This window comes from Streptomyces sp. NBC_00310, assembly GCF_036208085.1.
In the GTDB taxonomy this organism is placed as follows: Bacteria; Actinomycetota; Actinomycetes; order Streptomycetales; family Streptomycetaceae; genus Streptomyces.
In genome coordinates this window covers 6935431-6954164 of record NZ_CP130714.1, presented here as the reverse complement: position 1 = coordinate 6954164, position 18734 = coordinate 6935431, and the positions used below count along the sequence as shown (strand labels likewise).

At 73.5% G+C, this 18734-nt stretch carries 13 protein-coding genes; 4 read left to right on the top strand and 9 right to left on the bottom strand.

Translation table 11 applies throughout. The features are described 5' to 3' along the window. Positions 1–13 precede the first annotated feature (13 nt). The gene (locus tag OG202_RS30500; protein WP_328223914.1) at positions 14–2401 is read right to left on the bottom strand and encodes a cell division protein PerM; all 2388 of its coding nucleotides are present in this window, start codon (positions 2399–2401) and stop codon (positions 14–16) included. A gap of 126 nt (positions 2402–2527) precedes the next feature. On the opposite strand from OG202_RS30500, the gene OG202_RS30495 reads away from it, so the two are divergent. Then, positions 2528–3562, top strand: coding sequence for an RNA polymerase sigma factor (locus OG202_RS30495; RefSeq protein WP_328223913.1), 1035 nt, complete (start codon positions 2528–2530; stop codon positions 3560–3562). Positions 3563–3669: 107 nt separating this feature from the next. On the opposite strand, the gene sucD is transcribed toward OG202_RS30495, so the two are convergent. The 7 genes from sucD to OG202_RS30460 form a co-directional block, all read right to left on the bottom strand. After that, on the bottom strand, positions 3670–4554 hold the full coding sequence (gene sucD / locus OG202_RS30490) for a succinate--CoA ligase subunit alpha (RefSeq protein ID WP_327728119.1): 885 nt from the start codon (positions 4552–4554) through the stop codon (positions 3670–3672). An 18-nt stretch (positions 4555–4572) separates the two neighbouring features. Further along, positions 4573–5751, bottom strand: coding sequence for an ADP-forming succinate--CoA ligase subunit beta (sucC, locus tag OG202_RS30485; protein WP_326578431.1), 1179 nt, complete (start codon positions 5749–5751; stop codon positions 4573–4575). A gap of 425 nt (positions 5752–6176) precedes the next feature. Then, the gene (locus OG202_RS30480; protein ID WP_327728120.1) at positions 6177–6341 is read right to left on the bottom strand and encodes a hypothetical protein; all 165 of its coding nucleotides are present in this window, start codon (positions 6339–6341) and stop codon (positions 6177–6179) included. A 371-nt stretch (positions 6342–6712) separates the two neighbouring features. Next, a complete protein-coding gene (locus tag OG202_RS30475) occupies positions 6713–7828 on the bottom strand; it encodes a hypothetical protein (protein WP_327728121.1) in 1116 nt (371 codons plus the stop codon). A 278-nt stretch (positions 7829–8106) separates the two neighbouring features. Then, positions 8107–9291 (bottom strand): VWA domain-containing protein, encoded by a 1185-nt coding sequence (locus OG202_RS30470; protein WP_327728122.1) that lies wholly within the window; start codon positions 9289–9291, stop codon positions 8107–8109. Positions 9292–9445: 154 nt separating this feature from the next. Beyond that, the gene (locus tag OG202_RS30465) at positions 9446–11875 is read right to left on the bottom strand and encodes a DUF5682 family protein (RefSeq protein WP_443052361.1); all 2430 of its coding nucleotides are present in this window, start codon (positions 11873–11875) and stop codon (positions 9446–9448) included. A gap of 41 nt (positions 11876–11916) precedes the next feature. Continuing rightward, entirely contained in the window at positions 11917–13095 is a 1179-nt protein-coding gene (locus tag OG202_RS30460; RefSeq protein ID WP_327728123.1) for an ATP-binding protein, read from the bottom strand. Positions 13096–13228: 133 nt separating this feature from the next. Between OG202_RS30460 and OG202_RS30455 the strand changes: the two genes are divergently transcribed. Further along, a complete protein-coding gene (locus OG202_RS30455) occupies positions 13229–14605 on the top strand; it encodes an SWIM zinc finger family protein (RefSeq protein ID WP_327728124.1) in 1377 nt (458 codons plus the stop codon). A 55-nt stretch (positions 14606–14660) separates the two neighbouring features. Beyond that, positions 14661–16298 carry a DUF5691 domain-containing protein gene (locus OG202_RS30450; protein ID WP_327728125.1) on the top strand — a complete coding sequence of 546 codons (1638 nt, stop codon included), beginning with the start codon at positions 14661–14663 and terminating at the stop codon, positions 16296–16298. Between the two features lie 173 nt (positions 16299–16471). Here the strand turns inward: OG202_RS30450 and OG202_RS30445 are convergent, their stop codons facing one another. Next, entirely contained in the window at positions 16472–16888 is a 417-nt protein-coding gene (locus OG202_RS30445) for a cobalamin B12-binding domain-containing protein (RefSeq protein WP_326585658.1), read from the bottom strand. A gap of 643 nt (positions 16889–17531) precedes the next feature. Here OG202_RS30445 and OG202_RS30440 point away from each other — a divergent pair. Continuing rightward, the gene (locus OG202_RS30440) at positions 17532–18392 is read left to right on the top strand and encodes an esterase/lipase family protein (protein ID WP_326578443.1); all 861 of its coding nucleotides are present in this window, start codon (positions 17532–17534) and stop codon (positions 18390–18392) included. The last annotated feature ends 342 nt before the right edge of the window (positions 18393–18734 follow it).

The window sequence follows — 18734 nt, the reverse complement described above, 5'->3', positions numbered from 1 at the left end:
TCGCTCCGCTTCGTCAGACGACCTCCCCGGGGTGGGGATCGGGCGTGACTTCGGGGGCGGGCACGGAGTCATCGGGCGCGGAGTCATCAGGCTTCGAGTCATCGGGATCGGAGACAGGGGTGCGCTCGTTCTCGGCCCGGCCCGTCGTGGGGATCTCACGCACCGCCGCCCAGCGGGCCGCACGGGAGGCCGGGTCCCAGACGGGCGGGGGTGCGGGGACGATGGACCCGTAGGCGTAGGGATCCAGGGCGTCGTACGGTGCGAGGGCCTCGGCGTCGTCGGCACTGGAGCCCGTGGTGACGCTCGGGCCCGAGCCGGGGCCGAGACCTCGGCCGGAGCCTGCGCCGGCGCTCGCGTCGAGGGCGGTTGTGGGGTCGGTCCGGGTCCGCGGTGCGGCCGGACGCCTCTTCGCACCGGAGAGCCACGCGGGCAACCGGCGCGAGCGCCTCGTAAGGGGCTCGGGCTGCGGGACGAGGGCGGACGCCGTTGGCTGCTCGGTGGCTCGGGAACCGGTTCGGGGCTCGCCCCCTGTTCCGTCCGCTGTTCCGTCCGCTGTTCCGTCCGCCGCCCCGCCCCGCCCGCCGGGCCCACCCGGAAAGTCCTCCGCGGCTGCCGCCCGCAGGTCGCCCGGGAGTTCCCCACCCACGGTCGCCTGCGACCCACGCCGGACCACCCCGGCGCCCGCCGACTTCTGCCCCGGCTTCTGCCCCGACTTCTGCCTCTGTCCATTCCCTTCGGCCACGGTCCCCGCCGACCGCTTCGCCGGTCCGTTCCCCTCGGTCGCAGGCCCGTTCGCCTGCTTCGCCGACCCAGCGCCCTCAACGCCGGCCCCGTTCAACCGTTTCGCCGACGCGGTCCACTCGGCCGCAGGCCCGTTCGACCTCCGCGCCGGTCCGGTCCCCTCAGCCGCGAGCGCTCCGGGCCGCTTCCCCTGCCCGGTCCCTCTGGCCACCGGCACCGCCGATGTCGTCGTCCTCCCAGCCCGCCCGATGCCGGTCGCTCCCTTCCGGGTCCGCGCGCGCAGGCGCCACCACCGCGCCGCCAACGCCACCGGCGCCCCCACCACGCCCACCCAGGCCCCGGCCGCGCCCCCCGCCTGCCACCACACCGGGCCGAAGTCGGTCAGGGCGGCGACGCCGAGGGGACCGCCGGCGAGGAGGGTGAGGAGGACGAAGGCGGTGGCGGAGGCGAGGGCCGCGAGGAGGGCCGCGGCGGCGGTCCGTCGCGCGGACCACGGCGCCGTCCGGTCGGCGGCGGCCCGCGCCGCGATGAACCAGCCGACCGTCACCCCCGCGGCGAACGGCACCGCGCACACCACCCAGTACACCGGTGTGCCCCCACCCCCGGGGACGGCCGCGAGCAGGGGAAACGGAGGCAGGAACGCGCCCGGAGCGGCTGCGTACAGCGGCGCGGTGGTGTGTCCGGCGCCCAGGACGAAGCCGGGGCCGAGGGCGTAGGCCGCCGCCCACAGCGCCGCGTTCGGGACGAGGGCGAGGCAGAGCAGCAGTACGGCGAAACGCCCGGACAGCCCTTCGGTGAGCTGGAGGAAGGAGTCGCGAGCCGCGGCGCCGTGCCCGACCAGGGACACGGCCACCAGCAGGGCACCCCCGCCGACGAGCACGAGCACGCCCGCCCCGGCGGCCCGTCCGGCGGCGACCGCCAGCTGCCGACGGCCCTCCGTCTCCGGCGCCCCGCCGAGGAGCGCGGGCAGGGGCAGCCGACGGCGCTCGCGCGCTGCCCACACCCCCGTGCCCGCCGCGAGCGCCGCGAGCAGCGGTACACACAGCGCGGCCCACAGCCACGACGGCCGTAGCGCGCCCCCCGAGGCGTACAGCGTGACCACCGCGCCGACGGCCGCGTATCCGAGGACGAGCCCGGCCCACATCGCACGGGCGCTCACCCCGGAGCCGTCGCCCGCGTGGTCGCGGGCCGAACGGTGCAGCAGGACCACCGGCAGGGCGAGCAGGAGGAGGGGGACGAGGCCGACCGGGGCGGGGTCGCCGGAGAGCGTGTCGATGCGGACGAGTTCCACGCCGTGGGAGAGCAGCCACAGCGCCGCCGCCACGTGCAGTGCCCCGCCGGGCCCGCTGTCCGGGTACGGCGAGCTGATCCACAGCACCGTCACGAGCGCCGTGAACACCGCGAGCCCGAGCCCCGCCGCCAGGGCCCCGCCCAGCACCCCGGAGACGAGCTCGGACGACCGGCGGCGCGCCCGCCTCAGCAACGGCGACAGTGGAGACCAAGGCGACGACGAGTACAGGGACGCCGTCGGCGCCGCGTGCCGCAGGGGCGCCCCGGGTGTCCCGGGTGCCGTGGAGGAGGTCGACCAGCCGTGGTCGGTGGGGCGGCCCGGCCCCGCAGTCGGGTCGTTCGAGTCGGTCGCGTGCGTCACATCTGCCATGCTCCCAACGACACGCGCTTTACCGGCGTAACAAGGGATTCGTGCACGTGTCGCCCAATATGTGCTTATGTGCTTTTTCGTGCGAGGGTCGGTCCGACGGAGGTCGCTACGACGGGAGGCGATCCGGTGACCGGGCCAGGGGCCGGGACCCAGGCCGGGGACGAGGCCGCCACCGGAGCCGAGACCGAGACCGGAGCCAAGACCGGAACCGAGACCGGAGCCGGAGCCGAGGCCGGGGACGGGGCTTCCGGCGAGCCGTCGCTCCAGAGCGGGACCGAGTGGTACCAGCAGCCCCTCGGCACGGACGGCGACGCCGACAACGCCGCCGCCGATCCGGTCCCGGCCCCACCGCCCCTGACGCCCGGCCAGGCCTTCGACGCGCTCTACGCGTACTGCTCCCCCACCCTCGTACAGCAGACCTATCTGCTCACCGGGCAGCGCCGGCTCGCGCGCGAGGCGGTGGAGCGCGCCTTCCAACTCGCCTGGCAGCGCTGGCCGGAGGTGGCCGTCGACCGGGACCCGGCCGGCTGGGTGCGGGCGGCGGCCCACGAGTACGCCCTCTCCCCCTGGCACCGACTGCGTCCCCGCCCCCGCCGGCACCGCCACGAACACGAACCACAGCCGGCCGACCCCACCGCCCGTGCCCTGCTGACCGCGCTCCTGGAACTGCCGCCCCCGTACCGCCGTACCCTGCTCCTCTACGACGGTGTCGGCCTCGATCTGCCCGACACGGCCGCCGAGACGGAGGCCAGCACGCCCGCCGCGGCGGGCCGCCTCCTCTACGCCCGCGCGAGCGTCACCGCACGCCTCCCGGATCCGGTCGCACCCGACGACCTCAACCGCCTGCTGGCCGCGCTCCCTTCCGACGTCCGCCCGGGCCCCACCAAACCCGTGGCCCTCCGGGCCCGGGCCGACCTACGCGGCCGCCGCTGGATCCACGCCGCCATCGCCTTCACCACGCTTCTCCTCACCACCACCGCCCTCACCCTCCACACCGCCCCCGACCACTACGAACCCCCGGTCCCCCCAGGCGCCCCGGTCCAGGGCATCCCCCCGAGAGCGGCCCCCGGCCCCCTCTCCGCACCGCAGCAAAGACTCCGCGCCAAACTGAGATCAGACACGGCCGCCGGGCCGGAACGCCTGCACCCCGAAGTCCGCTGAGCGGTCCGCCCACGGAGACATCACTGCGGGCAGACCCGGAGACGCCAGTGGGCCCGCACCCCGGACAACGGGATACGGGCCCACAGAGGGCTCAGCCGAGCAGAGGATCAGCCGCCGAGGATCTCGCGCGCGAGCTTCGCCGTCTCGGTAGGCGTCTTGCCCACCTTGACGCCCGCGGCCTCGAGGGCCTCCTTCTTCGCGGCGGCCGTACCGGAGGACCCGGAGACGATGGCACCGGCGTGGCCCATCGTCTTGCCCTCGGGCGCGGTGAAGCCGGCGACGTAACCGACGACCGGCTTCTTCACGTTCGCCTTGATGAAGTCGGCGGCCCGCTCCTCCGCGTCGCCACCGATCTCACCGATCATCACGATGAGGTCGGTGTCGGGGTCGGCCTCGAACGCGGCGAGCGCGTCGATGTGCGTCGTACCGATGACCGGGTCGCCACCGATGCCGACGGCCGACGAGAAGCCGATGTCACGGAGCTCGTACATCATCTGGTACGTCAGCGTGCCGGACTTCGAGACGAGACCGATACGGCCCGGCTTGGTGATGTCACCGGGGATGATGCCGGCGTTCGACTGACCGGGGGTGATCAGACCCGGGCAGTTCGGGCCGATGATCCGCGTCTTGTTGCCCTTGGTCCTGGCGTACGCGTAGAACGCGGCGGAGTCGTGGACCGCGATGCCCTCGGTGATGACGACCGCGAGCGGGATCTCGGCGTCGATGGCCTCGACGACGGCGGCCTTGGCGAAGGCCGGCGGTACGAAGAGGACGGACACGTTGGCGCCCGTCTTCTCGATCGCCTCGGCGACCGTGCCGAAGACCGGGATGTCGTTGCCGTCGATGTCGACGGACGTGCCCGCCTTGCGCGGGTTGACACCACCGACGATGTTCGTGCCGTCGGCCAGCATGAGCTTGGTGTGCTTCATGCCCGTGGCACCGGTCATGCCCTGGACGATGACCTTGGAGTCCTTGTTGAGGAAGATAGCCATGGCTGTTTTCCCTCGTCCTTACTTCGCAGCCGCGAGCTCGGCGGCCTTGTCGGCCGCGCCGTCCATGGTGTCCACGCGCTGGACCAGCGGGTGGTTGGCGTCGGAGAGGATCTTGCGACCCAGCTCGGCGTTGTTGCCGTCGAGGCGGACGACGAGGGGCTTGGTGACTGCCTCGCCCCTGTCCGCGAGCAGCTGCAGCGCCTGCACGATGCCGTTGGCGACCTCGTCACAGGCGGTGATGCCACCGAAGACGTTGACGAACACGGACTTGACGTCCGGGTCGCCGAGGATGATCTCCAGGCCGTTCGCCATGACGGCGGCGGAGGCGCCACCGCCGATGTCGAGGAAGTTGGCCGGCTTGACGCCACCGTGGTTCTCACCGGCGTACGCGACGACGTCCAGGGTGCTCATGACGAGACCCGCGCCGTTGCCGATGATGCCGACCTCACCGTCGAGCTTGACGTAGTTGAGGTTCTTCTCCTTGGCCGCGGCCTCAAGGGGGTTCGCGGCCGCGTGGTCGACGAGCTCCTCGTGGTCGGGGTGGCGGAAGTCCGCGTTCTCGTCCAGGGAGACCTTGCCGTCGAGGGCGATGACGTCACCGGAGGCGACCTTCGCCAGCGGGTTGACCTCGACGAGGAGGGCGTCCTCCTCGATGAAGGTCTTCCACAGGGTGACGAGGATGTCGGCGATCTTGTCGGCGACCTCGGCCGGGAAGTTCGCGGCCTCGACGATCTCGCGCGCCTTGGCGGGGGTCACACCCTCGTTGGCGTCGATGGGGGTCTTGGCGACCGCCTCGGGGCGGTTGGCCGCGACCTCCTCGATCTCCATGCCGCCCTCGACGGAGGCGATGGAGAGGAAGGTGCGGTTGGTGCGGTCGAGGAGGTAGGAGACGTAGTACTCCTCGACGATTTCCGGAGCGGTCTCGGCGATCATCACCTTGTGGACCGTGTGGCCCTTGATGTCCATCCCGAGAATGTCCGTCGAACGGGCGACGGCCTCGTCCGGGGTTGCGGCGAGCTTGACGCCGCCGGCCTTGCCTCGACCACCGACCTTCACCTGCGCCTTGACGACGGACTTGCCGCCCAGCCGCTCGGTGATCTCGCGCGCCGCCTCAGGCGTGTCGATGACTTCACCGGCCAGCACCGGTACACCGTGCTTGGCGAAGAGGTCCCTCGCCTGGTACTCGAACAGGTCCACGCGCTTCCGTCCCTATCAGTGATCGCGGTTCGTCTGATGCGTGGGCGTGCCGCGAAGGGCAACGTGACGTCCGCCGAGAGTCACAAGGGAGGCGCACACGGTGTCCGAGCGCGCGGCATGTCCGTCTCGCAGGTTATCGCTGCTTCCGGGAGGCCCCTAAATCGCGGGTCACACCTGAGCGGTGATACCTGTCACATGATGCCGCGCTCACTGGCACCGCGTGCCGCGTATGCGGGACCTCACCGGACGGGGGTACGTCCGGTGAGGTCCCCACGAGGCCCTTCACTGACTTTGAAGGGCCCCCGACGGGTGATCTCCTCCCCATGGGAGACCGCCCGTCACCACCCCCCGGCGTCCGCCCGGACCAGGCCGACGGCTTTCGGCTGTCCGGGTTTCAGCCGGAGGATCGGTTGTCCGTGACCGCCTTACGGGGGCGGGGGCGAGGGTGGGGGTGGGGGTGGGTGCGCCGAGGGAGAGGACACGACGTCCGCCGGAGCGGCGACATTCCCGGCTCCGCCGACCGCGTGCCCGACCGTCGTCTCGGCGTCGTCGAGGGCCGTCACGATGAAGCGGCGGGTCTTCTTGTTCATGCGTGCGTCAGTTCCTTCGGGGAGCCGGGTCCAGGGAGCCGGTGTGTGTCGGGGGGCGCGTGGGGCACGTCGTGAGGACCGGTGCCGGGATCGGATGGCGGGAGCAGGTGGCGGGATCGGGTGCCGGGCCGCGACGCGTGACGCCGCTTCCGTCGGGATCCGGGAGTCGTCGGGATCCGGGAGTCGGGGACCGGCGGCTGTGCGCCCGGCACTACAGCTCCGTCATTCCGGCGAGGTCGCGGTTCCCGCTTCGACGGGCCGACGTGCGGGGCCTCCGGAAGCCCGGCTCCACAAGGGGGAGAGGCGCCCGGACGGCGGGCGGACGTGGTCCGTCTCCGCGCGACCGGCCTGGCGGCGGAAGGAGGCCGGCCCTAGCCGGGGAACTCGGGGATGTCCCGGTGCCGGTCCCGGGTCCCGTCCGCGGCGTCGGTGGCGGGGGCGCCGGGCACGAGGCTCGCCGGCGCCGGGTCGGGAGACGCGACGGCATACGACTCGGCGTGCCGCGGCCCGCCGTTGTCGACGGCGGAGTGCCAGCCGAGGCTGCCCGTCGGAAGACCGCCGGGGTTCTGCTGCGCGGGCACCCGCACGACGGCGGAGCCCCCGACACCGACGTGCCGGTGCGGAGCCGTGACGGCCGCCACCGCACCGCTGGCCGGCGCACCACCGGCCACCGCATTCGGCCCGTACGCGACGGAAGCCGAACGGGAAGCAGGCTCGCCGTTCCTGCCGCCGTCAACGTCTACGGTCGAGCCCGGCCTCTCGGCCCCCGCCCGCCCCGGCTCCAGCGGCGTCGCGTCGACGGGCGGCGTCTCCACCGGCAACGTGGTCCACCCGGGCAGCTCCGGCACCTCCGGAAGCCCCGGTATCCCGGGCAGCGACGTCGCCCCGGCCAGCCCCTCGGTGACCGACTCCACGAGATCACCCACCGGCACCACGACACCCTCGGCGACCGGCAGCACCACCGAATCGGTGACCGGCCGCACCACGTCCTCGACAACCGGCCGCAGAACATGCTCGGCCGCCGGCTGTACGACGTGCTCGGTGACCGGCCGCGCCACGTGCTCGGTGACCGGCCGCAGCACCGGGTCGACCACCGGCTGCACGACGTCCTCGGTGACCGGCCGCGCGACCTGCTCGGTGACCGGCTGTACCGCCCGCTCGGTGACCGGCCGCGCGACCCGCTCGGTGGTTGACCGCACCGCCCGTCCGGTGACCGGCTCGGCCACGTCCCGCGCGACCGGTGCGACGACATGCGCGCCGACCGGCGGCAGCGCGTGGCCGGCCGTCCCGGTGATCGCGGTGACGGCGGTCGGGAGAAGCGACGAAGTCGGCGTCCCCTCGGCCGCGCTCGCCCGCTCCCCGCAGAGAACGCCCAGCACGAACAGCCCACCCACCAACAGCGCCACCTGCACCAGACGGCGCCCGGCGGCCCCGCGCACCACGCGCAGGACGGCACCGGCACCGGGAAGTGCGGCTGCTGAAGTCAAGACGGGGAGGACCCTCCCGTGCGACGGAACGGCGGAGTACGGGGCGAAGATGCGCGAGATGCGAACACCCGTGTGAAGGCTGTGAAGTGTTGCCGATCCTCGCACGGGACTCCTGCCGTCGCGCAAGCCCCATGTCACCGATGCGTTCTCCTGTCCGCTTTTCAACCTCCCTTGTCCGGATCACCTCCTGCCGCGGCGGTCGCGGCCCCCGTTCACCCGCGACCGGCCCCGAGCCGCGCACCCCGGCGCGGTCGAACTCCCCGCTCCCGTAAGCCCCTTCACGCCCGGTCAGGTATCGGCAACGGCCGCTTCTCGATCGCCGCCGCCATCACCTCCGGGAAGAGGTCGGGCGTGCAGGCGAACGCCGGTGCGCCGAGGGCCGCGAGGGCCGCCGCGTGGTCGCGGTCGTACGCCGGCGCTCCTTCGTCGGAGAGCGCGAGCAGCGTCACGAACTGCACCCCCGACGCCTTCATCGCCGCCACCCGCTTCAGCATCTCGTCGCGGATTCCGCCCTCGTAGAGGTCGCTGATCAGCACGACCACCGTGTCCGCGGGCCGGGTGATCTGCGACTGGCAGTACGCGAGTGCCCTGTTGATGTCCGTGCCACCGCCGAGCTGGGTGCCGAAGAGGACGTCGACCGGGTCGTCGAGCTGGTCCGTGAGGTCGACGACCGCCGTGTCGAAGACGACGAGCCGGGTGCTGATGGACCGCATGGACGCCAGGACCGCCCCGAACACCGACGCGTAGACGACGGACGCCGCCATCGACCCCGACTGGTCGATGCAGAGGACGACCTCCTTCTTCACCGACTGCGAGGCCCGCCCGTACCCGATGAGCCGCTCGGGCACCACCGTCCGGTACTCCGGCAGGTAGTTCTTGAGGTTGGCCGCGATCGTGCGGTTCCAGTCGATGTCGTGGTGGCGCGGCCGGTTGACGCGGGCACTGCGGTCGAGGGCGCCGGTGAGGGTGGCCCGGGTGCGGGTCGCGAGCCGCTTCTCCAGGTCCTCGACGACCTTCCGTACGACGGCCCGCGCGGTCTCCTTCGTCGTCTCCGGCATGGCCTTGTTGAGGGAGAGGAGGGTGCCGACGAGGTGGACGTCCGCCTCCACCGCCTCCAACATCTCCGGCTCCAGCAGCAGTGCGGACAGCCCGAGGCGGTCGATGGCGTCCCGCTGCATGACCTGGACGACGGAGGAGGGGAAGTACGTCCGGATGTCCCCCAGCCACCGGGCGACGGACGGCGCCGACGCCCCGAGCCCCGCCGAACGGTCCTGTGCCGCCCGCGACTTGTCCCCCTTCCCGTACAGCGCGGCCAACGCCTGGTCCATCGCCGCGTCGCGCCCACCGAGCGCGCACCCGGTCCCGTCCGCCGAGTCCCCGCCCAGCACGAGCCGCCAGCGCCGCAACCGCTCGTCGGCCGCGTCCGACTCCGGCCCTGTCGTCCCCGTCGCCCCGGTCGTCATCCGCGCGCCCCCGTCCGAGGACGGGCCCAGAGCGGCATCACCGGCACGGTCGTCGTCCGACCGGTGTCCGACCGGAACCGCTGTCCGCGCCCGTGCCCGTCCCCGGCGTCCACCGCTTCGGCGGCCTGCCTCGGCCTGCTCTGTCCGTCGGTCGTCATCCCGCCACCCCCACAAGGTCGTTGTCGTCGGCGCTGTCCCGGCCGCCGTCCAGGCCGAGCAGCAGCCGCACCACCGGCAGCACCGCGTCCGCGCGGTCGCTGTCGAACTCGTCGGCGAAGCCCGGTATGCCGGACCCGCCGGCCGTTGCGCTCCCCCGCTGCCCCGGTCCGCGCCGCACCAGCTCGCCGAGCGTCCGGCGCACTCCGGCTTCGTACGCCGAGAACGTCCGCCGCAGCAGCGGCAGTACGTCCGTGAACGCGTCCCCCGGCACCCCGGTCAGCCAGGTGTCCACCAGGCCGAGGAGCCGTTCGTCGTGGACGAGCAGCATCCCGCCGCCCGAGCCGCCGCCGACGAACCCCTCGATCCACGCCGCCGCGTCGGCGGGTGCCGTCCCCGGCGACAGCACGAGCCCCATCAGCCGGGCCGCGTCGTCCTGCGCCAACTCCCCGTCGTCCAGCAGGAGTCGTACGGCCCGCCCCCGGATGACACCCGGCACCGTGTCCCGCCCGGAGAGGACGTGGAGCACCGAGTGCCACCGGCTCCGGATGTCGCCGTCCCGTGGCGCCCGCTCCCCCGGGGCGGTGTCGCCGAGGAGCCCCACCGCCCCGTGCACGGCGTCCACATGGCGGCGCATCTCCTGTGCCGCCTCCGCGTCGAGCGCGGCGCACGCGGGCGGCAGCCCGACGAAGACGCGCTCCGCGAGTCCCGCGGCGACCTCCGCGAGCGCCCGGGTGTCGGTGGCGCGGACGTCGCCGTAGCGGAGGGAGCGGACCAGGGCAGGGAGGGCCTGGGCGAGGTGGCCGACGTCGGTGTCGAGGGCGGCTCGGTCGGCGAGGACCCTCATCACCACGGGCAGGGCGTCGGGAAGTCCGGCGAGGAGGCAGCGCTCGGCGAGGCCGGTGATGTCGGCGAGCGAACGGGCCGTGACGGCGTCGGCCTCGGCCTTGGCGGTCGTCGCCGACAGCACGGTGGTCCCCCAGACCCCGGCCTCGGCGACCCGCACCGACAGCTCCGGCTCCCAGTGCAGCCGCCAGGCCTCCCGGAAGGTGCCCGTGCTGCCGCGCGAGGTCGTCGGCTCGCCCCACTCGACGCCGAGCAGCCGCAGCCGGTGCAGCAGCCGGCTGCGCTCCGCGTCGTTCTCCTTCCGCAGGTCGAGCTCCAACTCCCGCTCCAGAGCCTCCGCCTTGAGCCGCAGCCGCCGCTGGAGCCTCGTGAGGTCCCGCTGCAGCGGCACCGCCGGCGCCGACTCGGGTACCTCTCCCAGCACATCGCCGACGACCAGTCGGTCGCGCACCAGCGACAGCGGCACGTCCGAGCCGTCGCACATCACCGCCCGTACGGCGTCGGTGGTCTCGGTCAGGCCCGGCAGCGGGCGCCCGCGCATCGCGGCGAGCGTCTCGGCCAGCCGTACCGCCTCGATGACATGCGCGGAGGAGACGATCCGGTCCTCCTCGCGCAGCAGCCCCGCCACCTTGGTCAGCCACCGCTCCACGGGGCGGTCGGGCGCGCCGAACAGATGCCCGTACCAGCCCGGTGAGTCGATGCCCGCGCCGTAACCGCCGGCCCGGGCCAGTCTCCGGTTGGTCCACGGCACCCAGGTCATGTCGGCCTTGACCTTGGGCAGCCCCTTCAGCAACGCCCGGTCGGCGACCACGGTCCGCTTCTCCCGCAGTGCGGGCACATGCCAGGCCCCGCACACGACGGCCACGCCGTCGTCCCCGAACTCCTTCTGCGCGGCCCGGATCTGCGAGCGCATGTACGCCTCGCGCACCGGATCCCGGTCACGCCCGCCGGTCCCGTACACCTCCCGGAGCGCCCCCATGGCCTCCTCCAGCACGGCGAACGGAGCGAAGACGTCCCGGCCCGTCCCCCTGTGCTCGACCACGTCCTCCCACCAGCGCTCGGCGTCGTCATACCCGGCGGCTTCGGCGAGCGCGGCGAGCGGATCGACCCGGACGGCCTCCTCCGCCGCGCGCTCGGCCGGGACCGCGGCCTCGTCCGGCGGCGCTTCCCCGGTGGCCTCCTCCGGCTGCGAGGTCGGCCCGTCCGGCTCGGCGGCGGCAGCCTCCTCCCTCCCCCAGGCGAGCGAATGCGCGGCCGGCAGGTCGATGAAGCGGGCCTGGACCCCGTGGGCCAGGGCCCAGCGGATGGCCACCCACTCCGGGGAGAACTCGGCGAGGGGCCAGAAGGAGGAGCGGCCGGGCTCGTCGACCGCGTGGGCGAGGAGCGCGACCGGGGGCCGCATGGTTTCGTCGGCGGCGAGCGGGATGAGAGCGTCCGCCTCCGGTGGCCCCTCGATCAGCACGACCCGGGGCCGAGCCGCATCCAGCACGGCCCGCACCGCCCGCGCGGACCCCGGCCCGTGATGCCGCACCCCCAACAACAACGGCCCCTCTCCGGCCGCCCGGCCCACCGTGTCGGCCAGGGCGTCGCCGCCGGTCTCCGGCGCTCCCTGCCGCCACCCCGTCACGCGCTCACCTCGCGGCAGGCGCGGTAGAAGTCCGTCCAGCCGGGGCGCTCGCGGACGACGGCTTCGAGGTACTCCCGCCAGATGACACGGTCGGCGGCGGGGTCGCGGACGACGGCGCCGAGGAGGCCGGCGGCGACGTCGGAGGCGCGCAGGACGCCGTCGCCGAAGTGGGCGGCGAGGGCGAGCCCGCCCGTGACGACGGAGATCGCCTCGGCGGTGGAGAGCGTGCCGCTGGGCGACTTCAGCTTCGTACGGCCGTCCGTCGTGACGCCGTCGCGCAGTTCGCGGAAGACCGTGACGACGCGGCGGATCTCGTCGACGCCGTCGGGCACGGCCGGCAGGTCGAGGGAGCGGCCGATCTGGTCGACGCGGCGCGAGACGATGTCCACCTCGGCGTCGGCGCTCTCCGGCAGCGGCAGCACCACGGTGTTGAAGCGGCGGCGCAGGGCGCTCGACAGGTCGTTGACGCCGCGGTCGCGGTCGTTGGCCGTGGCGATGAGGTTGAAGCCCCGGACCGCCTGCACCTCCTGCCCCAGCTCCGGTATCGGCAGCGTCTTCTCGGACAGGATCGTGATCAGCGTGTCCTGGACGTCGGCCGGGATGCGGGTCAGCTCCTCGACGCGGGCCGTCATGCCCTCCGCCATGGCCCGCATGACGGGGCTGGGCACCAGGGCGTCGCGGCTCGGACCGTGGGCGAGCAGCTGCGCGTAGTTCCAGCCGTAGCGGATCGCCTCCTCCGGTGTGCCCGCGGTGCCCTGCACGAGCAGGGTGGAGTCGCCGCTGACGGCCGCCGCCAGGTGCTCGGACACCCAGGTCTTGGCGGTGCCGGGCACGCCGAGCAGGAGCAGCGCGCGGTCGGTGGCGAGCGTGGTGACGGCGACCTCGACGATGCGACGCGGCCCGACGTACTTCGGGGTGATCACCGTGCCGTCCGGCAGCGTCCCGCCGAGCAGATAGGTGGCGACGGCCCACGGAGAGAGCTTCCAGCGGGCCGGCCGGGGCCGGTCGTCCTGGGCGGCCAGCAGGGCCAGTTCATCGGCGAACGCGTGCTCGGCGTGTGCCCGCAGGACCTCGCCGCCCGTACGCGCGTCCTCCCGCGCACCCGTGTGCGTGTTCGCGGGCGCGGACTGGTTGTGGCTCGGGTCGACGGTGGTCGTTCCAATGGACGCAGGCATGGCTGAGTCCCCCTCCAGCTCGGCCGGTTCTGATCTGGTGACCACACTGCACCACGCCACTGACAATCCAGTCTGACCTGCGGAAATTGGATCGCGCAAGCCAATTGTCAGTGGTGGGATCTACCTTCGGAACATGACTCAGCAGGGGGTGCGCTGGACGGCTGAGCAGGTGCTGGCATTGGCACCTGACGCAGCGTCGCGCAAAGCCGGAAGCAAACTCGCCGCGGCCGGGCCGTGGTCGGGTGCTGGCAGTTCGTACGAGGGGACGGTGTGGGGACTGTGCAAAGGAAGTGGCAGCAAGCCGTATCAGACGATCATCGACGTGGCGGACTCCACCGGGCCCGCCTACAAGTGCAGTTGTCCGAGCAGGAAGTTCCCATGCAAGCATGCGCTGGGGCTGCTCCTGCTCTGGGCGGGCGACGACGCCGCGGTGCCGGCTGGGCAGGCGCCGGACTGGGCGCAGCAGTGGCTTGCAGGCCGCCGCACGCGCGCAGCGGAGAGGACGACGAGGACGGACGCGGCATCTGGGGCCACGTCCGCTGACCCCGAGGCGGCGCGTCGCCGAGCGGAGCGGCGCGCCGACCGGATCACCGCGGGCGCGGCGGAGCTCGAACAGCGCCTGACCGACCTGTTCCGCGGCGGCCTGGCCGCCGCGGAACAGGCGGGATACGGGCTGTGGGAGGAGACGGCGGCCCGCATGGTCGACGCCCAGGCCCCCGGACTGGCGGCCCGGGTGCGGGAGTTGGGCGCGATACCGGGCTCGGGCCCCGGTCGGCCCGTCCGCCTCCTCGAGGAGTGCGCTCTCCTCCATCTCCTCGACCAGGGCTGGCTGCGCCGCGACCGGCTCCCGGAGGGCCTCGCGGCGACGGTCCGCTCCCGGATCGGGCTGCCCGGCTCCCCGGACGGCCCACCGGTCCGCGACCGCTGGCTCACCCTCGCCCAGTACGACACGTCCGACTCCCGCCTCACCACCCGCCGCGTCTGGCTGCACGGCGTCGAGTCGGGCCGTACCGCGCTGCTCCTCTCCTACGGAGCCGCCGGCCGCGCCCCCGAGCTGTCGCTCCCGGTCGGTCTGGCCTTCGAGGCGGAGGTCTCGGCGTACCCGGGCACGGGACAGCTGCGAGCGGCCCTGGGCGAGCTCTTCACCGCGCCCGAGCCCACCGCGGTACGACCGCCGGGGACCACTCCGTCCGAAGCGGCGGCCCGTTACGGCGCGGCCCTGCGGGACGACCCCTGGCTCGACTCCCACCCGGTCACCCTCACCCGCGTCATACCCGCCCCGGACGGCGACTCCTGGCAACTGGCCGACGCCGACGGCGACCTCGCCCTCCCCCTCACCCCCTTCGCCCGCTCCCGTCCCGGCCTGTGGCGCCTCGTCGCCCTCTCCGGCGGTGCACCCGTCACGGTCTTCGGCGAGTGCGGCCACCAGGGCTTCACCCCTCTGACGGCATGGGCGGCGGAGCCGGAGGGTGCGCGGGAGGCGATCGGGCAGGCGGTGGCGCTGTGCTGAGGGCAGGCGGAGGCAGCGGCGGGAGCAGCGGTTCGTGGCATACGGAAGGAACCTCATGACCGGCATCTCGGAATCCTCGGCGGGGCCCTCCTGGGAAGAGCTGGTCACCACCGCGTTGCTCGGCACGGATCGTCGTACGCCGCCCTGGGCGGTGTCCGGCCGGGAGGCGCCCGTGGCGTTGCTGGACGCGGCGGCCGTGGAGACCGTGCGGCGCAGGGCGGGGATACGGCCGGTGCGGGCGGCGGCGCGGCCGGAGCCGGCGGCGCCGGAGCGGCGGCCACCGCTGCCGCTCGCGGCGATGCGGCGCCTGACGACGTTGCTGGCCGACCGGCCCGGCACCGGTGGCGGCCGCCGAGGCGCGGCGCCCGATCTGATGGAACTGCTGCCCCAGTGGCTGGCACTGGCCAACGCGTACGGTTACGCGGCGCCTGCGGAGGTCCTGCCCGCGCTGCTGGACGCGGCGCGCGGCCGGACGGATCTGCGTCCCGCCGTGCTGGCCTTCGCGGGGGCGCGGGCGCTGTGGCTGGCCCGGCTGAACACCGACTGGCGTTTCGCGCTGCGTGCGGCGCCCGGCGGGGGCTCGGCACCCCCCGGGCCGGACGAGCCCGAGCGGGTCCAACAGCTGTGGCAGGAGGGCCTGTTCGCCGAGCGCGTCGCCCTGCTGACGGCGATACGGGCCCGGGACGCCGCCTCGGCACGCGAGTTGCTGGCGTCCACCTGGTCGACGGAGCGCGCCGAGGACCGGCTGATGTTCCTCGACACGCTTCGCACGGGACTGGAGGCGGCGGACGAACCCTTCCTGGAGGCCGCGTTGACCGACCGCAGCCGGAACGTGCGTGCCACGGCCGCGGAGTTGCTGTCCGCGCTGCCCGACTCGGCACTCGCCCGGCGGATGGCGAAGCGGGCGACCGCGTGTGTGGCCGTCGACCGCACGGGCAGCACGTCCACGGCAGCCGGTGCGGCCACGATCGTGGTCGAGGCCCCGCACGAGTGCGACCCCGGCATGGAGCGTGACGGCGTGGTGGCCAAGGCTCCGGCCGGTCGGGGCGAACGGTCGTGGTGGCTGGGCCAGTTGGTGGAGGCGGCGCCGCTCGGGGCGTGGTCGCGGCGGTTCGCGGGGCGTACGCCGGAGGAGATCGTGGCGTTGCCGGTCGCGGACGACTGGCAGGGCGAGCTGCACGGGGCGTGGTGCCGGGCGGCGGTGCGCCAGCGGGATCCCGGGTGGTCGCGGGCGTTGCTGGGGGCGCCCTCCACACCGGAGGCCGGCGGGCCGGGGGCCGTGTCGCTGGCCGAGCGGGCGAAGCTGCTGGCGACGCTGGAGGACGGCGAGCGGGCCGAGTGGGTGGCGGGGTTCATCGCCACGCACGGCTTGTCGGAGGCGTTCCAGCTGCTCGGGGTCTGTGCGGTGCCGTGGGCTCCGCCGCTGGGGCGGGCCGTGGTGGACGCGCTCAACATCGCCCGGGACGCGGGGAGTTACCCCTGGAGCTTCAGCGGGGTGATGGGGCTGGCCGAGCGCTGCCTGGATCCCGCGGAGGCCGTGCGGCTCGAACCGCTCACCGCGACGCCGGAGGACGCGGAGAACTCGGCGCCGGGGGCCGGTGGCTACTGGGCCGAGGCGTTTCAGCGGCTCGCGACGACCTTGCGATTGCGGGCGACGATGCGAGGTGAGCTAAAACCACCTGAAGCCGCCTGAGGGTTGGGGGCGCGGGCGAGTCGGCGGCGGCGGGCGCGTCAGCGACTGCGGGCGGATCAGCGACTGCGGGCGGGTGGGGCTTCTCGCGCAGTTCGCCGCGCCCATGAAAAGGCAGGGGCGGCGAGGAACCGCGCGACCAGCCCCCACGCACCCGCGGCCGAACAGCCGGCGGCCTACGCCCCCGCGGGCTGGCGTACGTTCGCCCGCACCCAGTCCACGATCGACGCCGTCGTCGCCCCCGGCGTGAAGATCTCGGCGACACCCTTGTCCTTCAGCGGCGCGATGTCCGCCTCGGGGATGATGCCGCCGCCGAAGACGAGGATGTCCTCGGCGTCGCGCTCCTTGAGGAGTTCGATGACGGCGGCGAAGAGCGTGTTGTGGGCGCCGGAGAGGATGGAGAGGCCGATCGCGTCGGCGTCCTCCTGGATCGCGGTGTCGACGATCTGCTCGGGAGTCTGGTGGAGGCCGGTGTAGATGACCTCCATACCGGCGTCGCGCAGCGCCCGCGCGATCACCTTGGCCCCGCGATCATGGCCGTCGAGTCCCGGCTTGGCCACCACCACGCGGATCGGACCGGCTGCCACACCCATCACTGCCTCCATGAAACGACTACACCAACCCATAACGGAACACGGCCGCGTATGTCGAGCGAGCCACGCAAACCGCGCACATCACGGTTTCCGGTCCATAGAACACCTACCCACACCGCGCCCCGAGGAAGTGAACGAACGTTATCTCCAGCATCCCGCAACCGGCCGTTTCGCGGCGGAGAGCGAGGGGGAAATCACACGGTGGGACACGTTCGCCGCGCACTGCTCCCGTTTCCGCGGCTCACGCGTCGCGGGGACCTAGGTGATCACGGAGGTGATCGCGGCATCCGGACCGTTTCCGGGCCGCCCGCCAGAGGCCCGCGCGGCGTGCGCGCCACGGGGAAGCGTGCGCAAGGAGAGTCGTCGGAAGGGTGCCGCACCGATCCACCGCCCGCGGGAGGCCACGGGGACGGGACGGATCGGCACCGGCAGACGGCAGAGGGCAGGGCAGCGGGGAGTCGGGAGAGCCGGACCCTCGTCGCGTGATCGGCGCCTCACACGTCGCACACGCACCGCACGTCACGCACGCCACACGCACCGCGTCACGTCGCATCGCACCCGCCGTCCGCCGCCCGCCCCCGGCTCGCCACTAGGGCACACGGGGGACAGAGGCGTCCACCCGTCTGCCGACGGGAGGTCGGGCATGAAGGTCACCAGGGCGCTCGCGCCCCTTCTTCCGCTCTGTGAGCGGTTCCTGCCCACCAGGCCGGCAGGCCTTTCCATGACCCTTCTCAAGGCGACCGCCCTGGAGTTGGCGATCCTCGCCGGGCATCTGCTGCTCTATCCGTCCGGGATGACGCAGGAGCGCCGGGTCACCCCCACGCTCCCCCCACCCGACGCGCCCCGACTGCCGACCGAGGAGAGGCCCCCGGTCGTCCTGCTGCACGGCTTCATCGACAACCGCTCGGTCTTCGTCCTGCTGCGCCGCTCCCTCGCGCAGCACGGCGGCCGGCACATCGAGTCGCTCAACTACTCACCTCTCACCTGGGACATCCGCGCCGCCGCCGAGCTGCTCGGCCGGCACATCGAGGACATCTGCGAGCGCACGGGCCAGGAGCAGGTGGACGTCGTCGGGCACAGCCTCGGCGGACTGATCGCGCGGTACTACGTGCAGCGGCTCGACGGTGACCACCGCGTCCGTACGCTCGTCACGCTCGGCACCCCGCACGGCGGCACCCGGGCCGTGCCGTTGGCGGACGCGCACCCGATCGTCCGCCAGATGCGGCCGGGTTCGAAGGTGCTGGAGGAGCTGCGGGAGCCGGCGCCGGGCTGCCGTACGCACTTCGTGGCGTTCTGGAGCGACCTCGACCACGTGATGGTTCCGCTGGAGACGGCCGGTGTCGACCACCCGGACCTGATGGCGCAGAACATCCGGGTCACCGGGATCGGCCATCTCGCCCTGCCCGTGCACCCCGCCGTCGCCACCGGGATACGACAGGCCCTGGACACCTCACGGACGGGCGCCCGCTCCACCGCCCGCCCCGGCGGCCTGACCGTGGCATGAGCCGGCGACCGCCGCCGACAGCACAGTGACGCTCGTCACAGGACAGCGAAATGGGGACGTAAGGCGATAAACGTGGCGCACGCCCATGCGCCCCCGCCACGCGCCCGACTCACGACACCCCTCCCGACGGCGACAACGCGCCCCACCCCCGGCCCGCCACCACCCGGAGAAACGTCTCCGCCCTGTCGGCACGGGCGTCCCACACCCCCCACACAGCAGTCCACTATCGAACAAACTTCGAACGCAAAGCCAAAGTCATGCCCACAGACCGCCGAAAGACGCTCGAATGCCCGTTTCCTGCGCGCGCGAAACCCGTTGAAGATTGTCGCGCCCGCATACCGC

Excerpts from the sequence above, each read along its gene's own strand:
- OG202_RS30445 (WP_326585658.1), bottom strand. The coding sequence starts at position 16,888 with ATGGGTGTGGCAGCCGGTCCGATCCGCGTGGTGGTGGCCAAGCCGGGA.
- OG202_RS30450 (WP_327728125.1), top strand. The coding sequence starts at position 14,661 with ATGACCGGCATCTCGGAATCCTCGGCGGGGCCCTCCTGGGAAGAGCTG.
- OG202_RS30460 (WP_327728123.1), bottom strand. The coding sequence starts at position 13,095 with ATGCCTGCGTCCATTGGAACGACCACCGTCGACCCGAGCCACAACCAG.
- OG202_RS30470 (WP_327728122.1), bottom strand. The coding sequence starts at position 9,291 with ATGACGACCGGGGCGACGGGGACGACAGGGCCGGAGTCGGACGCGGCC.
- sucD (WP_327728119.1), bottom strand. The coding sequence starts at position 4,554 with ATGGCTATCTTCCTCAACAAGGACTCCAAGGTCATCGTCCAGGGCATG.
- OG202_RS30455 (WP_327728124.1), top strand. The coding sequence starts at position 13,229 with ATGACTCAGCAGGGGGTGCGCTGGACGGCTGAGCAGGTGCTGGCATTG.
- OG202_RS30500 (WP_328223914.1), bottom strand. The coding sequence starts at position 2,401 with ATGGCAGATGTGACGCACGCGACCGACTCGAACGACCCGACTGCGGGG.
- OG202_RS30480 (WP_327728120.1), bottom strand. The coding sequence starts at position 6,341 with ATGAACAAGAAGACCCGCCGCTTCATCGTGACGGCCCTCGACGACGCC.
- OG202_RS30440 (WP_326578443.1), top strand. The coding sequence starts at position 17,532 with ATGAAGGTCACCAGGGCGCTCGCGCCCCTTCTTCCGCTCTGTGAGCGG.